The following is a 16,656-nucleotide window of genomic DNA, read 5'->3' as shown; positions in this document are numbered from 1 at the left end:
TTTTTAAAATCATAAAAAAAGCGACAATCAGTTACGATTGTCGCTTTTTTCATTTATGCCTTCTATAATTATTTCTTGAACAATCTCGTGTTCTCCCTCTTCTAAGTTTTCTGTTAAATGTTCTTGTTCAGATGTCTTCTTGTTGATGAAAAATTTTGCATATATCGGAAAATGATCAGATCCGAAATGTTCTAAACTTTTTAATTCATCAATAAATACATCTGATGTGTGAAACATCAAGTCAATAGGAAATCTTAGAAACCAGTATTTGGTATGAAAACTGGAGATAAATCCTCTGCCAATTCTTCCGTCTATAGTCTCGCTGGTTTTTCTAAATAAGATGGAGGATTTTGCCCAAGCCACATTGTTAAAATCCCCAACTACAACACAAGTATCAGCGTTTTGTTTTATTTTTTTTGCGATACTCAAAAGCTCTCCATCACGCTCTTTGGAATTTTCTTCCTCAGTAGGACTTGGCGGTGGTGGATGGACGCCAAAGAAAGTAAATTCAAAATTGTCTCCAGTTCTTATTTTTGCCTCAATGCTGGGAAGATCATCCGCTACAAAATAATGAACGCTGTGATTAGTTATTTTTAATTTAGAATATAAATGCATGCCATACGTATTGTCTAAGGCTACTTTGATATTGTATTTGTATTTGTTATCCAAAACTGAGAGTGCCTTTTCCCAATTTTTATCAGATTCCATGGTTAAAAAAATATCCGGATTGTATTTATTAATCAAAGCTATAAATTGTTCATATTCTTTGTTTTCTTGAAATACGTTTGCCGAAAGGACTGTAATTATTTCTGAAGAAATATTACAAGGTTCTTTTTGTACTGATTTGTGAAAAGAAGTGTATTTGGAAAGAGTTGCAAGATGGTCTATAATACTTATTAAAGTCAATAACTGAAGAATAGGTATCCAAACATCAGATTCATCTATCAAGATAAAGCTAAAGATTAAAGCTGTACTCTGTAAAATAAGTATTTGAATTTTCCCAAACTCAAAAAACCTATAGAACCAATGTGTCAGTGGCATATAGGGTAAAATACTTGCAAATAGCAGTAGAATAAAAATTACGATAAACCACATAAACTTTATTTAGTTGGTAAAAATAAATAAAATTATGCAAATACTTGTAAGTTCGCTTTATTATCCTACTTTTGCAGTCTAAAGAAAGGGGGTGTCTATATTATGTTAATTATACCAATTAAAGACGGAGAAAATATCGATAGAGCGTTAAAACGTTACAAAAGAAAATTTGATAAAACAGGAACTGTTCGTCAACTAAGAGCACGTACTGCTTTTATTAAGCCTTCAGTAACCAATAGAATCAAAATTCAAAAAGCGGCTTATATCCAAAATATGAGAGATAACTTAGAGAGTTAGTCGATTCCATTAAATAAAATACCGTTAGTCATCAAAATTTTATAACTTTGATGCTAACGGTTTTTTTATGTCCACAAATAAAGACGCATTTAGAGATTATCTCTCTTTGGAGAAAAAATATTCTTCTCATACAATAACAGCTTATTGCAACGATATTAATTCTTTTGAGTCGTTCAATAAAATTCATTTTGATCAGGAAAATATCGAACGAGTGAATTACGGTCAAATTAGAAATTGGATTGTTTCATTAGTTGATGATTCAGTATCAAATGTTTCGGTGAATAGAAAAATTTCATCCTTAAAAGCATTTTATAAATTTCTATTAAAAACAAAACAGATAGAAGTTAGTCCGCTGTTGAAACACAAAGCGCTTAAAATTCCCAAAATAATACAGATTCCTTTTTCTGAAAAGGAAATGACGGCTGTTTTGGATCAAATGCAAAACACGGTCGGATTTGAAGAGGTTAGGAATAAGCTCATAATTGATTTGTTGTATACTACAGGAGTGCGAAGAGCAGAATTGATTCATCTAAAAATGGATAATGTTAATTTGTCATCTAGTACAATTAAGGTGTTAGGGAAGCGAAATAAAGAGCGTATTCTTCCTGTGTTGCCAATAATTTCAGATCAGTTTTCTTTATACGTAAAAGAAAGAAACTCGTTGTTGGTTATGGTTGATGATGATTATTTTTTTCTCACAAAAAAAGGGTTAAAATTAAATGAATCCTTTGTGTATCGTCTAATAAATTCTTACTTTAGTACTGTGTCGGAAAAAGTAAAAAAAAGCCCTCACATTTTGCGACATACATTTGCGACACATTTATTAAATAATGGAGCAGATTTGAATTCGGTGAAAGAATTATTGGGACATTCCAGTTTGGCATCTACTCAAGTATATACGCACAACAGTTTAGCGGAACTGAAGAATATATATAAAGATGCGCATCCGCGGGGAAGAAAGTGATTTGGTGTTTAACAATTAAAAAAGATGATTATGAAGGTAAGTGTTCATGCAGTTAACTTTACTGTTGACAAAAAGCTAGTAGATTTTGTTCAAGAAAGGTTGGACAAGTTGGAAAAGTATTATGACAAAGTCGTGTCAGCGGATGTTTTTTTGAAAGTTGAAAAGACAAGTGATAAGGAGAATAAAGTTGCCGAGGTGAAAATTAATGTTCCTGGGGATGATTTTTTAGTAAAAAAACAGTGCAAAACTTTTGAAGAAGCTGTGGAACTTTCTGCAGAATCTCTAGAACGAATGTTGGTAAAAAGAAAAGAAAAGATAAGTTCTCATATTTAATATAAATTTTTTTGAAAAAATGTTTTGATTGAGAGATAAAATCTATACATTTGCAGTCCGTTAGAAATAGCGGACTTTTTTTATTGATTCGCCAGCGTAGCTCAGTTGGCTAGAGCAGCTGATTTGTAATCAGCAGGTCGTGGGTTCGAGTCCCTCCGCCGGCTCAAAACTGTAAAGGTTTGATAATATAAAAAGTAGGGGAGATACTCAAGCGGCCAACGAGGGCAGACTGTAAATCTGCTGTGTGAACTTCGCAGGTTCGAATCCTGCTCTCCCCACTAGGATTAATCTTAGATTGCAATAAGTAGATTGAATAGTCTGAGGATTGTAATTTAAGCTCTTTGATAAGGGGTTCTGCCGACTTAGCTCAGAGGTAGAGTGCTTCCTTGGTAAGGAAGAGGTCACGGGTTCAATTCCCGTAGTTGGCTCAAGTAAGTAGGAAATAAAAATTAATATATAACAAGATTAAAATTAAGTAAAATGGCAAAAGAAACCTTTAACCGTAACAAGCCCCACTTAAACATTGGTACAATTGGGCACGTGGATCACGGAAAAACTACATTAACGGCAGCAATCACAAAAGTTTTATCTGATGCTGGTTACTGTCAAGCAAAATCATTTGATCAAATTGATAATGCTCCTGAAGAAAAAGAAAGAGGTATTACAATTAATACATCTCACGTTGAGTATGAAACTGCTAATCGTCATTACGCTCACGTTGACTGTCCAGGTCACGCGGATTACGTAAAGAACATGGTTACGGGAGCTGCTCAAATGGATGGTGCTATTCTTGTAGTAGCTGCAACTGATGGACCTATGCCGCAAACACGTGAGCATATCCTTTTAGGACGTCAGGTTGGTATTCCTAGAATGGTTGTATTCATGAATAAAGTGGATATGGTTGATGATGAGGAATTGTTGGAACTTGTTGAAATGGAAATTAGAGACTTATTGTCTTTCTATGAATATGATGGGGATAATTGTCCAGTTGTTCAAGGTTCTGCTTTAGGTGGATTGAATAATGATCCAGCATGGGTACCAAAAATTATTGAATTGATGGCTGCTGTAGATTCTTGGATTGAAGAGCCAATTCGTGATACTGAAAAACCATTCTTGATGCCAGTTGAGGATGTATTTACAATTACTGGTCGTGGAACTGTTGCTACAGGTCGTATCGAAACTGGTATTGCTAATACAGGAGATGCTGTTGAAATCATTGGTATGGGAGCTGAAAAATTGACTTCTACTATTACAGGAGTTGAGATGTTCCGTAAAATCCTTGATAGAGGTGAAGCAGGAGATAACGTAGGTTTATTGTTACGTGGTGTTGATAAAGAATCTATCAAAAGAGGAATGGTTATCATTAAGCCAGGTTCAGTTAAACCACACGCTACTTTTAAAGCTGAGGTTTATATCTTGAAAAAAGAAGAAGGTGGTCGTCATACACCATTCCATAATAATTACCGTCCACAGTTTTACGTTCGTACAACTGACGTAACGGGGGTTATTACTTTGCCAGAAGGTGTAGAGATGGTGATGCCAGGAGATAACTTAACTATTAATGTATCTTTGTTAAGCCCAATTGCAATGAGCGTTGGTTTACGTTTCGCTATCCGTGAAGGTGGTAGAACTGTAGGTGCTGGACAAGTAACTGAGATTGTAGGTTAATATCCTAAAAATTATATAAAGCCAGTTGATTTTCATAACTGAAAAATCGCTGGCTTTTAACTAACGGGCGTAGTTCAAGGGTAGAATAGCGGTCTCCAAAACCGTTGATGGGGGTTCGAATCCCTCCGCCCGTGCAAAAAAATAAATCATAATGACAAAAGTTGTTAATTACATATCAGAAGCATTTGAGGAATTAAAGTCAAATGTAACTTGGCCAGCTTGGCCTGAGGTGCAACGTCTAACGATTGTTGTTGCTGTTTTTTCGGTATTATTCGCCTTGGCAACATGGGGAGTTGATGAAATTTTCGCAAAAGCTTTAGCTGGATTTTTTAACTGGATAAAAGCTTAATTTTTTTGTTATGGCAGATAATAATATTAAAAAGTGGTATGTCGTTAGAGCGGTAAGCGGACAGGAAAACAAAGTGAAAGCATACATCGAAACCGAAATCGCAAGGTTAGGGATGGGTGATTATGTTTCGCAAGTTTTAGTTCCTACTGAAAAAGTCGTTACTGTGAAAGAAGGGAAAAAAATAATCAAAGACAAAGTTTATTTTCCTGGATATGTTATGATTGAAGCGAATCTTATTGGTGAAATACCTCATATTATCAAGTCTATAACAAGTGTTATTGGTTTTTTAGGTGAAATAAAAGGTGGAGAGCCTGTTCCTTTGAGAATTTCAGAAGTAAACAGAATGTTAGGTAAAGTGGATGAATTGGCTGTAAATACAGACACTCGTTCAATACCTTTCAATATCGGTGAGACAATTAAGGTTATTGATGGACCTTTTAATGGTTTCAATGGTACTGTTGAAAAAATTAATGAAGAAAAGCGTAAGCTTGAAGTAATGGTTAAAATTTTCGGAAGAAAAACACCGTTAGAGTTGAGTTTTATGCAAGTTGAAAAAGTATAATTTTTTGTTACATCTATAATATCCATTATAATCGCTTCCAATGATTATGATGTTAAATTTTTTAAAAAATGGCTAAAGAAATTAGTAAGGTAGTTAAACTACAAGTTAAGGGAGGTGCTGCGAATCCGTCGCCACCGGTTGGACCTGCTTTAGGAGCTGCTGGGGTAAACATCATGGAGTTCTGTAAGCAATTTAATGCTAGAACTCAAGATAAACCCGGCAAAATATGCCCAGTACAAATTACTGTGTATAAAGACAAATCATTTGATTTTGTTGTAAAAACTCCTCCAGCTGCTGTCCAGTTATTGGAAGCTGCAAAGCTAAAGTCGGGATCAGGTGAACCAAATCGTAAAAAAGTAGCAAGTGTTACTTGGGACGTTATCAAAGCAATTGCTGAAGATAAAATGGTAGATTTAAATGCATTCACAATCGAATCTGCTATGAGCATGATTGCTGGAACTGCTAGGTCTATGGGTATAACTGTATCAGGAGATTCTCCTTTTTAATTAAGAGAAAGACATGGCAAAATTGACAAAAAAGCAAAAAGAGGCTGCTTCGAAAATTGAAAAGAACAAACTATATTCTCTTAAAGATGCTGCGGCATTGATAAAATTAGTTGCTTCTGCAAAATTTGATGAGTCTGTTGATATCGCGGTACGTTTGGGTGTAGATCCAAGAAAAGCGAATCAAATGGTAAGAGGTGTGGTAACATTGCCTCATGGAACTGGTAAAGACGTTAAAGTATTAGCATTAGTTACTCCAGACAAAGAAGCGGAAGCTTTAGCAGCTGGTGCAGACTTTGTGGGTCTTGACGATTATTTACAAAAAATTAAAGACGGTTGGACAGATGTTGATGTTATCATCACGATGCCTTCTGTTATGGGTAAATTAGGTCCATTAGGTCGTATATTAGGACCTAGAGGTTTAATGCCAAACCCTAAAACAGGTACTGTAACTATGGATGTTGCAAAAGCTGTTCAAGAGGTTAAAGCTGGTAAAATTGACTTTAAAGTTGATAAAACTGGTATTGTGCATGCAGGAATTGGTAAAATTTCTTTTGGTAGCGAGCAAATCGTTGACAATGCGCACGAAATTATTCAAACATTAATCAAACTTAAGCCAACTGCTGCTAAAGGAACATACATCAAAAGTATATACCTAACTAGCACTATGAGTCCTGCAATTGCATTGGACCCTAAAGCAGTATAATTGGTAGTTAAAAATTTTTAGTATGACTAGAGAAGAAAAATCAATCGCGATTGAAGTTTTAACTGCACAGTTAGCTGGTACAAACATTGTTTATGTATCTGATATTTCTGGAATGAATGCAGAAACAACTTCAAACTTGAGAAGAGCTTGCTATAAAGCAGGTATAAAATTGGAAGTAGTTAAAAACACTTTGCTTGCAAAAGCAATGGAAGCTTCAGCTAATGATTATGGAGATTTACCTTCAGTTTTGACTGGTAATAGTGCTATATTCATTTCTGATATAGCAAACGCTCCTGGTAAAATTATCAAAGATTTCAGAAAAAAATCTGCTAAACCTGTGTTAAAGGGAGCTTTTATAAATTCTGAAGTTTATATTGGAGACGATCAATTAGATGCGTTAGCAACTATTAAATCTAAAGAAGAGCTTATCGGCGAACTTATTGGATTATTGCAGTCACCAGCACAGAGAGTTATTTCTGCTCTTCAAAACCAATTCGCAAAAGGCGAAGAGGCTACCGAAGAAGTGGAAGCATAATAAAAATAGAGTTCTACTCTAATTTTATTTAAAAAAGCGCACAATAAATAAATTATATTTTTACAAATCATTTTAAAACGATAGAAAAAATGGCAGATTTGAAACAATTCGCAGAACAATTAGTTAACCTAACGGTAAAAGAAGTTAACGAATTAGCAACAATATTAAAAGATGAGTACGGAATCGAACCAGCTGCTGCAGCTGTAGTAGTTTCAGGTGGTGGTGAAGCTGCTGCTGAAGAAGTTCAAACAGAATTTACAGTTGTATTGAAAGAAGCAGGTTCTTCTAAATTAGCAGTTGTAAAATTAGTTAAAGAACTTACAGGTTTAGGTTTGAAAGAAGCTAAAGATGTAGTTGATAGCGCACCAAGTAATGTAAAAGAAGGTGTTTCTAAAGAAGAGGCTGAAGGTCTTAAAAAATCTTTAGAAGAAGCTGGAGCTGTTGTTGAGCTTAAATAGTTAAACTCAGTTTAAAGAATTAGGTTTAGGTCTTGGGAGTCACCCAATGACCTAAACCATTTTTCGTATAACAAAAGTCTAGGTTGTATAATTACAGAATAGTCTTTAAAACAAATTCATTTTACCCATTACGAGGAAAAAAAATTAACAGATAATAAGAAAGTAGTTATCTTAAATTGGTTTTTAAAGATGTAATGGTTGTAAAAGAAAAGTATAAATAAGTCCTTATTTGTACAAAAAAATTACTTTTTTAATCAAAATTTTGTCCATTGATGATAACAAATCAGACTGAAAGATTGAATTTTGCCTCAACAAAAAACATTCCTGACTATCCAGATTTTCTAGATGTTCAGGTTAAATCGTTTAAAGATTTTTTTCAATTAGAAACTAAATCTGACGAAAGAGGCGACGAAGGGCTTTACAATACCTTCATGGAAAATTTCCCAATTACTGATACAAGAAATAACTTTGTATTGGAATTCCTTGATTACTTTGTAGATCCACCACGTTATACAATTCAAGAATGTATAGAAAGAGGTCTAACGTATAGTGTGCCTTTAAAAGCAAGGCTAAAACTATATTGTACAGATCCAGAACATGAAGATTTTGAAACTATTGTTCAAGATGTTTATCTTGGTACAATTCCTTATATGACACCAAGCGGTACCTTTGTTATTAATGGTGCTGAGCGTGTAGTTGTTTCTCAATTACACAGATCTCCGGGTGTTTTCTTTGGTCAATCATTCCATGCAAATGGAACAAAATTATACTCTGCCAGAGTAATTCCTTTCAAAGGTTCTTGGATAGAATTCTCTACAGATATAAACAGTGTAATGTATGCTTATATCGACAGAAAGAAAAAATTACCTGTAACTACTTTATTCCGTGCTATTGGATTTGAAAGAGACAAGGATATCCTTGAGATTTTTGATCTTGCGGAGGAAATTAAAGTTTCTAAAACAGGACTTAAAAAATATATCGGTAGAAAATTAGCTGCACGTGTATTGAATACATGGCATGAAGATTTCGTAGATGAAGATACTGGCGAAGTAGTTTCTATCGAACGTAACGAAATAATCCTTGACAGAGATACTATTATCGACAAAGATAATGTGGAAGAAATCATTGATTCTAACGTTAAATCTATTTTGTTACATAAAGAAGATGCTAATCAAGGTGATTATGCTATCATTCATAATACTTTGCAAAAAGATCCAACAAACTCTGAAAAAGAGGCTGTTGAGCATATCTACAGACAATTACGTAACGCTGAACCGCCTGATGAAGAAACGGCGCGTGGTATTATTGATAAATTATTCTTTTCTGATCAACGTTACAACTTAGGTGAAGTAGGTCGTTATAGAATAAATAAAAAGTTAGGTTTAGATACTCCAATGGAAAAGCAAGTCTTGACCAAAGAGGATATCATAACTATTGTGAAATATTTGATTGAATTAATCAACTCTAAAGCAGAGATTGATGATATTGATCACTTATCAAACCGTCGTGTTAGAACAGTTGGAGAACAATTGTCTCAACAATTCGGTGTTGGTTTAGCGCGTATGGCGAGAACTATTCGTGAGAGAATGAACGTTAGAGATAACGAGGTGTTTACACCAATAGATTTGATTAATGCTAAAACATTATCGTCTGTTATTAACTCTTTCTTTGGTACAAACCAGTTGTCTCAGTTTATGGATCAAACGAATCCACTTGCCGAGATTACGCACAAGAGAAGATTATCTGCACTAGGACCAGGTGGACTTTCGAGAGAGAGAGCTGGGTTTGAGGTACGTGACGTTCACTATACGCATTACGGACGTTTATGTCCAATTGAAACTCCTGAGGGACCAAATATTGGTTTGATTTCATCTCTTGGTGTTTATGCTAAAGTAAACGGAATGGGTTTCATTGAAACACCTTACCGTAAAGTGACTAACGGAGTTGTAGATTTAGAGTCTACTCCAGTTTACTTAAGTGCTGAAGAAGAAGAAGGAATGTTAATTGCTCAAGCAAACATTCAAATGGATGCTACTGGTAAAATTACTGCCGAAGACGTAATTGCACGTCAAGAAGGTGATTTCCCAGTAATTGAACCATCAAAAGTAGATTATACAGATGTCGCTCCTAACCAAATTGCTTCGATTTCTGCATCTTTAATTCCTTTCTTGGAACATGATGATGCGAATAGAGCTTTGATGGGATCTAACATGATGCGTCAGGCCGTACCATTAATTCGTCCTGAAGCTCCAATTGTTGGAACTGGTTTAGAGCGTCAAGTAGCTTCTGATTCTAGAGTATTGATTAATGCTGAAGGAGATGGAGTTATAGAATATGTAGATGCAAATATCATCACTATCAAATACGACCGTTCTGAAGAAGAAAGAATGGTAAGTTTTGAGCCAGATGAGAAAACATACAATCTAATTAAATTTAGAAAAACCAATCAAGGTACAAGTATCAACCTTAAACCTATCGTAAGAAAAGGGGATAGAGTGGTTCCTGGACAAGTATTATCTGAAGGATATGCGACTCAAAATGGTGAATTAGCTTTAGGTAGAAACCTAAAAGTTGCATTTATGCCATGGAAAGGATACAACTTCGAGGATGCGATTGTAATTTCTGAAAAAGTAGTTCGTGACGATATTTTTACCTCTATTCACGTTGATGATTATTCATTAGAAGTTAGAGATACTAAATTAGGTAACGAAGAATTAACGAACGATATACCGAACGTTTCTGAAGAAGCTACTAAAGATTTAGATGAAAATGGTATGATTAGAATTGGAGCCGAGGTTAAACCTGGTGATATTCTTATCGGAAAAATTACTCCAAAAGGAGAATCAGATCCTACTCCGGAAGAGAAATTGCTTCGTGCAATCTTTGGGGATAAAGCAGGTGATGTAAAAGATGCTTCATTAAAAGCGTCTCCTTCTTTACATGGTGTTGTTTTAGACAAAAAATTGTTCGCAAGAGCAGTAAAAGATAAACGTAAACGTACTCAGGACAAGGATGCTTTAGGAGCACTTGAAATGGAGTTTGAAGTTAAATTTGTTGAATTAAAAGACAAATTAGTTGAAAAACTGTTCTTGATTGTAAACGGAAAAACATCTCAAGGTGTAATGAATGATTTGGGTGAAGAAGTTTTACCAAAAGGTAAAAAATATACTCAAAAAATGCTTTATGCTGTTGAAGATTTTGCTCACTTAAGTAAAGGTCAATGGGTTGCTGATGATGCAGCTAATAAAATGGTTAATGATTTAATTCATAACTATAAAATTAAATTGAACGATTTACAAGGTGCATTACGTAGAGAGAAATTCACTATTACTGTTGGAGATGAATTGCCAGCAGGTATCTTGAAACTAGCTAAAGTATATATTGCCAAAAAACGTAAATTGAAAGTTGGTGATAAAATGGCGGGACGTCACGGTAACAAAGGTATTGTTGCTCGTATCGTTCGTCATGAAGATATGCCTTTCCTTGAAGATGGAACACCAGTTGATATCGTATTGAACCCATTAGGGGTACCTTCACGTATGAACATTGGTCAAATTTATGAAACGGTACTTGGTTGGGCTGGTATGAACTTGGGTAGAAAATTTGCTACTCCAATTTTTGACGGAGCATCTCTTGATCAAATCAATGCATTGACTGATGAAGCTGGAGTACCACGTTTTGGACATACACATTTATATGATGGTGGTACAGGAGAGCGTTTCCATCAAGCTGCAACAGTTGGAGTAATCTACATGTTGAAACTTGGACACATGGTTGACGATAAAATGCACGCACGTTCTATAGGTCCGTACTCGTTGATTACACAACAACCACTTGGAGGTAAAGCTCAATTTGGAGGTCAACGTTTTGGAGAGATGGAGGTTTGGGCACTTGAAGCTTATGGAGCATCAAGTACACTTAGAGAAATCTTGACTGTGAAGTCTGATGATGTTATCGGTAGAGCAAAAACTTACGAAGCAATCGTAAAAGGTGAATCTATGCCAGAACCAGGATTACCAGAATCATTCAATGTATTAATGCATGAATTGAAAGGTCTTGGACTTGACATTCGTTTAGAAGAATAAATAATAGTTGAAGTAATCAGTCCCAATTTTTATTGGGGCTGATTACTCATTTATAAAAGTTTTTAGGATTTATACCCGTAAACCGTTCCGATTTTTTACTAAGGCCCAAATGGTTTTGTAAATAGCACTTTAAAATTTTATTTAAAGTTTAGAGAAGTAATTCGAGGTAATAGTTTAATGATTTAAGAAAGTCATAAATCTACAATCAATTTTTAATTGCAAATAAATCAATAGTAAAAACTATGATGAATAATAGAAATAATAACAATAAAGATAAAAACCCTGTAAAAAGGTTTAATAAAATCTCAATAGGACTTGCTTCTCCTGAATCTATTTTGAAAGAATCAAGAGGTGAAGTATTGAAACCTGAAACTATCAACTACAGAACGCACAAACCAGAGCGTGATGGTCTTTTCTGTGAACGTATTTTCGGACCAGTAAAAGATTTTGAATGTGCTTGTGGTAAGTATAAAAGAATACGTTACAAAGGGATCATCTGTGACCGTTGTGGTGTAGAAGTAACAGAGAAAAAAGTACGTAGAGACAGAGTAGGTCACATCAACCTTGTTGTGCCGATTGCTCATATCTGGTATTTCCGTTCTCTTCCAAACAAAATTGGTTATATCCTTGGTCTTCCATCTAAGAAATTAGATATGATTATCTACTACGAAAGATACGTAGTAATCCAAGCTGGTATTGCTAAAAATGCAGAAGGGGAATCATTACAAAGACTTGACTTTTTGACAGAAGAAGAATATTTAAACATTTTAGATACGCTTCCTGCTGACAATCAATATCTTGATGATTTTGATCCAAATAAATTTGTTGCCAAAATGGGAGCAGAATGTATTATGGATTTATTGGCAAGAATTGATTTAGATCAACTGTCTTACCAATTGAGACACAATGCTAACAATGAAACGTCTAAACAACGTAAAACGGAAGCATTAAAAAGATTACAAGTTGTAGAATCTTTCCGTGAGTCTAACTTGAACCGCGAGAATCGTCCAGAATGGATGATCATGAAAGTGGTACCAGTTATTCCACCAGAATTGCGTCCGCTTGTGCCACTTGATGGAGGTCGTTTTGCAACTTCAGATTTAAATGATTTATACCGTCGTGTAATCATCCGTAATAACCGTTTGAAAAGATTAATGGAGATTAAAGCTCCTGAAGTTATCTTAAGAAACGAAAAACGTATGTTACAAGAATCTGTAGATTCACTTTTCGATAATACACGTAAAGCATCTGCAGTAAAAACAGAATCAAACAGACCATTAAAATCATTATCTGATTCGCTTAAAGGTAAGCAAGGACGTTTCCGTCAAAACTTACTTGGAAAACGTGTGGATTATTCTGCTCGTTCGGTAATTGTTGTTGGACCTGAATTGAAATTGTCTGAATGTGGTATCCCAAAAGATATGGCAGCAGAATTGTACAAACCTTTCGTTATCCGTAAATTGATAGAAAGAGGAATTGTTAAAACTGTAAAATCAGCTAAAAAAATAATTGATAAGAAAGAGCCTGTAGTTTGGGATATCCTTGAAAATGTAATTAAAGGTCACCCAATATTACTGAATCGTGCTCCTACTTTGCACAGATTAGGTATTCAAGCATTCCAACCAAAATTAATTGAAGGAAAAGCAATCCAATTGCACCCTTTAGTTTGTACTGCATTTAATGCTGATTTTGATGGGGATCAAATGGCAGTTCACTTGCCTTTAGGACCAGAAGCTATTTTGGAAGCACAACTATTAATGTTGGGTTCTCACAATATTCTGAATCCTGCAAATGGAGCTCCAATTACAGTACCTTCTCAGGATATGGTTTTGGGTCTTTACTATATGACCAAAGAACGTTTATCAACTCCGGAACTTAAAATTTTAGGTGAAGGAATTACTTTCTATTCTGCTGAAGAAGTAAATATTGCTTTGAATGAAGGTAGAGTAGAATTGAATGCTCGTGTTCGAATTAGAGCTAAGGATTTCAATGAAGCTGGTGAATTAGTTTTTAAAATTATTCAAACAACTGCTGGTCGTGTATTATTTAATGAAGTAGTACCGGAAGCAGCTGGATATATCAATGATGTATTGACTAAGAAAAATCTTAGAGACATTATTGGTCACGTTTTAAGTTCTACTGATGTACCTACAACAGCGGCTTTCTTGGATAACATGAAAGATATGGGTTACAAATTTGCCTTCAAAGGTGGATTGTCATTCTCTCTTGGAGACATTAGAATTCCGGATCAAAAACCAAAATTAATTGCAGATGCCAGAGAACAAGTTCAAGGTATTTCTGCTAATTATAACATGGGTCTTATCACTAATAACGAACGTTACAACCAAGTTATTGATGTTTGGACTTCAGCGAATGCACAACTTACAGAGTTAGCAATGAAAAACATTAGAGAAGACCAACAAGGTTTTAACTCAGTGTATATGATGCTTGATTCTGGAGCGAGGGGTTCCAAAGAACAAATTCGTCAGTTAACCGGTATGCGTGGTTTGATGGCTAAGCCTAAAAAATCTACTGCTGGTGGTGGTGAAATTATTGAAAATCCGATTCTTTCTAACTTTAAAGAAGGTCTTTCTATCCTTGAGTACTTTATTTCTACTCACGGTGCGCGTAAAGGTCTTGCGGATACGGCATTGAAAACTGCCGATGCAGGATATTTAACAAGAAGATTGCATGATGTATCTCAAGATGTTATTGTTAATATCGAAGATTGTGGTACTCTTAGAGGTGTTGAAGTTTCAGCATTGAAGAAAAATGAAGAAATTGTTGAATCATTAGGTGAAAGAATTTTAGGACGTGTTGTTTTGCAAGACCTTATTAATCCTTTGAACAATGAAGTTTTAATTGAATCTGGACAACAAATCACAGAAGCTATAATGAAAGCAATTGACGCTTCTCCAATTGAGAAAGTTGAAGTGCGTTCGCCATTAACTTGTGAAGCGTTGAAAGGTATTTGTGCAAAATGTTACGGTAGAAATTTAGCTACTGGTAAGATGACACAAAGAGGTGAAGCAGTTGGTGTTATTGCAGCACAATCTATTGGTGAGCCTGGTACACAGTTAACATTACGTACTTTCCACGTTGGAGGGGTTGCGGGTGGTATTTCTGAAGAGTCTAGTATCATTACTAAATTTAACGGTAAACTGGAAATTGAAGATTTAAAAACGGTTAAAGGAGAAGACAGTGACGGTAATGCAGTTGATATTGTAGTATCTCGTTCAACTGAATTGAAATTAATCGATGAAAGAACAGGTATCTTATTGAGTACTAATAATATTCCTTACGGTTCAAGTATCTTCGTTAAAGACGGACAATCTGTAGTTAAGGGAGATGTGATTTGTAAATGGGATCCATATAATGGAGTTATCGTTTCTGAATTTACCGGTAAAATTGCTTACGAAGAATTAGAGCAAGGTCAATCATTCATGGTTGAAATTGATGAGCAAACTGGTTTCCAAGAAAAAGTAATTTCTGAATCTAGAGCTAAAAAATTAATTCCAACTTTATTGGTTTACGGTAAAGACAATGAATTGATTCGTTCTTATAACTTACCAGTTGGAGCCCACTTGATGGTTGAAAACGGGGAGAAAATTAAAGCAGGTAAAGTATTGGTGAAAATTCCGCGTCGTTCTTCTAAATCAGGAGATATTACAGGAGGTTTACCTAGAATTACAGAGTTGTTAGAAGCTCGTAATCCTTCAAACCCAGCTGTTGTTTCTGAAATTGATGGTGTTGTTTCTTTTGGAAAAATCAAAAGAGGAAACCGTGAGATTGTTATCGAATCTAAATTTGGTGACATTAGAAAATACTTGGTTAAATTATCAAGCCAAATTCTAGTTCAAGAAAATGACTTCGTAAGAGCAGGTGTACCTTTATCTGATGGTGCAATTACTCCGGATGATATTTTAAGAATCCAAGGGCCAGCAGCTGTTCAACAGTATTTGGTTAATGAAATTCAAGAAGTATACCGCTTACAAGGGGTAAAAATTAACGACAAACACTTTGAGGTAGTAATACGTCAAATGATGCGTAAAGTAAGAGTACAAGATCCAGGTGATACTTTATTCTTAGAAGATCAATTGATTCACACTAAAGATTTCATCGTTCAAAACGATAAATTATACGGTATGAAAGTGGTTGAAGATGCTGGAGATTCTAGTGCATTGAAAGAAGGACAAATTATTACGCCTCGTGAATTGCGTGATGAAAACTCTTTATTGAAACGTACAGATAAAAATCTTGTTGTGGCTCGTGATGTTGTTACTGCAACTGCAACACCAGTTTTACAAGGTATTACAAGAGCATCGTTGCAAACTAAATCGTTTATTTCTGCTGCATCTTTCCAAGAAACTACTAAAGTATTGAACGAAGCTGCTGTTGCAGGTAAAATCGATTACTTAGAAGGATTGAAAGAAAATGTAATTGTAGGACATAGAATCCCAGCCGGAACAGGTATGAGAGAATATGACAATACGATTGTAGGTTCGAAAGAAGATTACAATGATATGATGGCTAACAAAGAAGAATATATTTATTAAGATGAGTAATTCTAATCAACAACAAGAGCAGATTAATATTGAGTTAGACGAAAAAATTGCTGAAGGAATTTATTCTAATTTGGCAATAATAAATCACTCTTCATCAGAATTTGTTTTAGATTTTGTAAGTATCATGCCCGGTATTCCTAAAGCTAAAGTGAAATCAAGAATTGTCTTGACGCCACAACATGCTAAAAGATTGCTAAAAGCAATTGGCGAAAATATTCACCGTTTTGAAGTCGCTCATGGCGAAATAAAAGACACTGAACAAGCGCCAATTCCGCTTAATTTTGGTCCTGCGGGACAAGCATAATATTCTTAAAAGGCTCCAGAAATGGAGCCTTTTTATTTATAAGTTATTCTTGAATGTGAGGATTTGCTAGTAGCATTCAACGTTTTAAATTTGAAATACAAGTGATTGGAATGATTTTAGGTTTTTAAAAATCAAATCTGATTCTCAAAAATGCACTTCGGTTTTGCTAGAAACTTATTAGTAATAATTGGAATGTTTTTTAGTTTGTGCTTTGTTATTATTTGAGCCTTAC

General features: G+C 34.9%; 14 protein-coding genes and 4 tRNA genes. 17 read left to right on the top strand and 1 reads right to left on the bottom strand.

The window, feature by feature from the left end; translation table 11 throughout:
- Positions 1–27: 27 nt before the first annotated feature.
- A complete protein-coding gene (locus G7A72_RS06020) occupies positions 28–948 on the bottom strand; it encodes an endonuclease/exonuclease/phosphatase family protein (protein ID WP_241258582.1) in 921 nt (306 codons plus the stop codon).
- Positions 949–1,197: 249 nt separating this feature from the next.
- Between G7A72_RS06020 and rpsU the strand changes: the two genes are divergently transcribed.
- The 17 genes from rpsU (at position 1,198) to G7A72_RS05935 (ending at position 16,424) form a co-directional block, all read left to right on the top strand.
- On the top strand, positions 1,198–1,392 hold the full coding sequence (gene rpsU / locus G7A72_RS06015) for a 30S ribosomal protein S21 (RefSeq protein WP_035670421.1): 195 nt from the start codon (positions 1,198–1,200) through the stop codon (positions 1,390–1,392).
- Between the two features lie 67 nt (positions 1,393–1,459).
- On the top strand, positions 1,460–2,356 hold the full coding sequence (locus G7A72_RS06010) for a tyrosine-type recombinase/integrase (protein ID WP_165151816.1): 897 nt from the start codon (positions 1,460–1,462) through the stop codon (positions 2,354–2,356).
- A gap of 30 nt (positions 2,357–2,386) precedes the next feature.
- Positions 2,387–2,689: a ribosome hibernation-promoting factor, HPF/YfiA family gene (gene hpf, locus G7A72_RS06005; RefSeq protein WP_113665494.1), complete on the top strand. Its 303-nt coding sequence runs from the start codon at positions 2,387–2,389 to the stop codon at positions 2,687–2,689.
- A 90-nt stretch (positions 2,690–2,779) separates the two neighbouring features.
- Positions 2,780–2,853: transfer RNA gene (locus G7A72_RS06000), tRNA-Thr, on the top strand.
- Positions 2,854–2,886: 33 nt separating this feature from the next.
- A tRNA-Tyr gene (locus G7A72_RS05995) sits at positions 2,887–2,967 on the top strand.
- A 78-nt stretch (positions 2,968–3,045) separates the two neighbouring features.
- Positions 3,046–3,117, top strand: a tRNA-Thr gene (locus G7A72_RS05990).
- Between the two features lie 52 nt (positions 3,118–3,169).
- Positions 3,170–4,357, top strand: coding sequence for an elongation factor Tu (gene tuf / locus G7A72_RS05985; protein WP_113665256.1), 1,188 nt, complete (start codon positions 3,170–3,172; stop codon positions 4,355–4,357).
- Between the two features lie 63 nt (positions 4,358–4,420).
- Positions 4,421–4,491 (top strand) — tRNA-Trp (locus G7A72_RS05980).
- Between the two features lie 17 nt (positions 4,492–4,508).
- Positions 4,509–4,706 carry a preprotein translocase subunit SecE gene (gene secE, locus G7A72_RS05975; protein ID WP_066082297.1) on the top strand — a complete coding sequence of 66 codons (198 nt, stop codon included), beginning with the start codon at positions 4,509–4,511 and terminating at the stop codon, positions 4,704–4,706.
- A gap of 10 nt (positions 4,707–4,716) precedes the next feature.
- Complete coding sequence (gene nusG, locus G7A72_RS05970) at positions 4,717–5,268, top strand: transcription termination/antitermination protein NusG (protein ID WP_091164783.1); 552 nt, start codon at positions 4,717–4,719, stop codon at positions 5,266–5,268.
- Positions 5,269–5,336: 68 nt separating this feature from the next.
- Positions 5,337–5,774 (top strand): 50S ribosomal protein L11, encoded by a 438-nt coding sequence (gene rplK / locus G7A72_RS05965; RefSeq protein WP_035639405.1) that lies wholly within the window; start codon positions 5,337–5,339, stop codon positions 5,772–5,774.
- Between the two features lie 13 nt (positions 5,775–5,787).
- Complete coding sequence (rplA, locus tag G7A72_RS05960) at positions 5,788–6,477, top strand: 50S ribosomal protein L1 (protein WP_165151815.1); 690 nt, start codon at positions 5,788–5,790, stop codon at positions 6,475–6,477.
- Between the two features lie 22 nt (positions 6,478–6,499).
- Entirely contained in the window at positions 6,500–7,012 is a 513-nt protein-coding gene (gene rplJ / locus G7A72_RS05955) for a 50S ribosomal protein L10 (RefSeq protein ID WP_165151814.1), read from the top strand.
- A gap of 89 nt (positions 7,013–7,101) precedes the next feature.
- Entirely contained in the window at positions 7,102–7,470 is a 369-nt protein-coding gene (gene rplL / locus G7A72_RS05950) for a 50S ribosomal protein L7/L12 (RefSeq protein ID WP_091202326.1), read from the top strand.
- Positions 7,471–7,742: 272 nt separating this feature from the next.
- Positions 7,743–11,555 carry a DNA-directed RNA polymerase subunit beta gene (gene rpoB / locus G7A72_RS05945; RefSeq protein WP_113665259.1) on the top strand — a complete coding sequence of 1,271 codons (3,813 nt, stop codon included), beginning with the start codon at positions 7,743–7,745 and terminating at the stop codon, positions 11,553–11,555.
- A gap of 242 nt (positions 11,556–11,797) precedes the next feature.
- Positions 11,798–16,111, top strand: a complete 4,314-nt coding sequence (rpoC, locus tag G7A72_RS05940; RefSeq protein ID WP_113665260.1) for a DNA-directed RNA polymerase subunit beta' — start codon at positions 11,798–11,800, stop codon at positions 16,109–16,111.
- Position 16,112: 1 nt separating this feature from the next.
- Positions 16,113–16,424 carry a DUF3467 domain-containing protein gene (locus G7A72_RS05935; protein WP_073354716.1) on the top strand — a complete coding sequence of 104 codons (312 nt, stop codon included), beginning with the start codon at positions 16,113–16,115 and terminating at the stop codon, positions 16,422–16,424.
- Positions 16,425–16,656: the final 232 nt, after the last annotated feature.

Source organism: Flavobacterium sp. Sr18 (assembly GCF_011064265.1).
Taxonomy (GTDB): domain Bacteria; phylum Bacteroidota; class Bacteroidia; order Flavobacteriales; family Flavobacteriaceae; genus Flavobacterium; species Flavobacterium petrolei.
The sequence above is the reverse complement of the archived record's forward strand: the minus strand, read 5'-3'. Positions and strand labels throughout refer to the sequence as shown.

What these genes read in the sequence shown, in the direction of transcription:
- rplJ (WP_165151814.1), top strand. Translation starts at nt 6,500, where the DNA reads ATGACTAGAGAAGAAAAATCAATCGCGATTGAAGTTTTAACTGCACAG.
- G7A72_RS06010 (WP_165151816.1), top strand. Translation starts at nt 1,460, where the DNA reads ATGTCCACAAATAAAGACGCATTTAGAGATTATCTCTCTTTGGAGAAA.
- hpf (WP_113665494.1), top strand. Translation starts at nt 2,387, where the DNA reads ATGAAGGTAAGTGTTCATGCAGTTAACTTTACTGTTGACAAAAAGCTA.
- rplA (WP_165151815.1), top strand. Translation starts at nt 5,788, where the DNA reads ATGGCAAAATTGACAAAAAAGCAAAAAGAGGCTGCTTCGAAAATTGAA.
- rpoC (WP_113665260.1), top strand. Translation starts at nt 11,798, where the DNA reads ATGATGAATAATAGAAATAATAACAATAAAGATAAAAACCCTGTAAAA.
- rpsU (WP_035670421.1), top strand. Translation starts at nt 1,198, where the DNA reads ATGTTAATTATACCAATTAAAGACGGAGAAAATATCGATAGAGCGTTA.
- tuf (WP_113665256.1), top strand. Translation starts at nt 3,170, where the DNA reads ATGGCAAAAGAAACCTTTAACCGTAACAAGCCCCACTTAAACATTGGT.
- secE (WP_066082297.1), top strand. Translation starts at nt 4,509, where the DNA reads ATGACAAAAGTTGTTAATTACATATCAGAAGCATTTGAGGAATTAAAG.
- G7A72_RS05935 (WP_073354716.1), top strand. Translation starts at nt 16,113, where the DNA reads ATGAGTAATTCTAATCAACAACAAGAGCAGATTAATATTGAGTTAGAC.
- rplK (WP_035639405.1), top strand. Translation starts at nt 5,337, where the DNA reads ATGGCTAAAGAAATTAGTAAGGTAGTTAAACTACAAGTTAAGGGAGGT.
- rpoB (WP_113665259.1), top strand. Translation starts at nt 7,743, where the DNA reads ATGATAACAAATCAGACTGAAAGATTGAATTTTGCCTCAACAAAAAAC.
- nusG (WP_091164783.1), top strand. Translation starts at nt 4,717, where the DNA reads ATGGCAGATAATAATATTAAAAAGTGGTATGTCGTTAGAGCGGTAAGC.
- rplL (WP_091202326.1), top strand. Translation starts at nt 7,102, where the DNA reads ATGGCAGATTTGAAACAATTCGCAGAACAATTAGTTAACCTAACGGTA.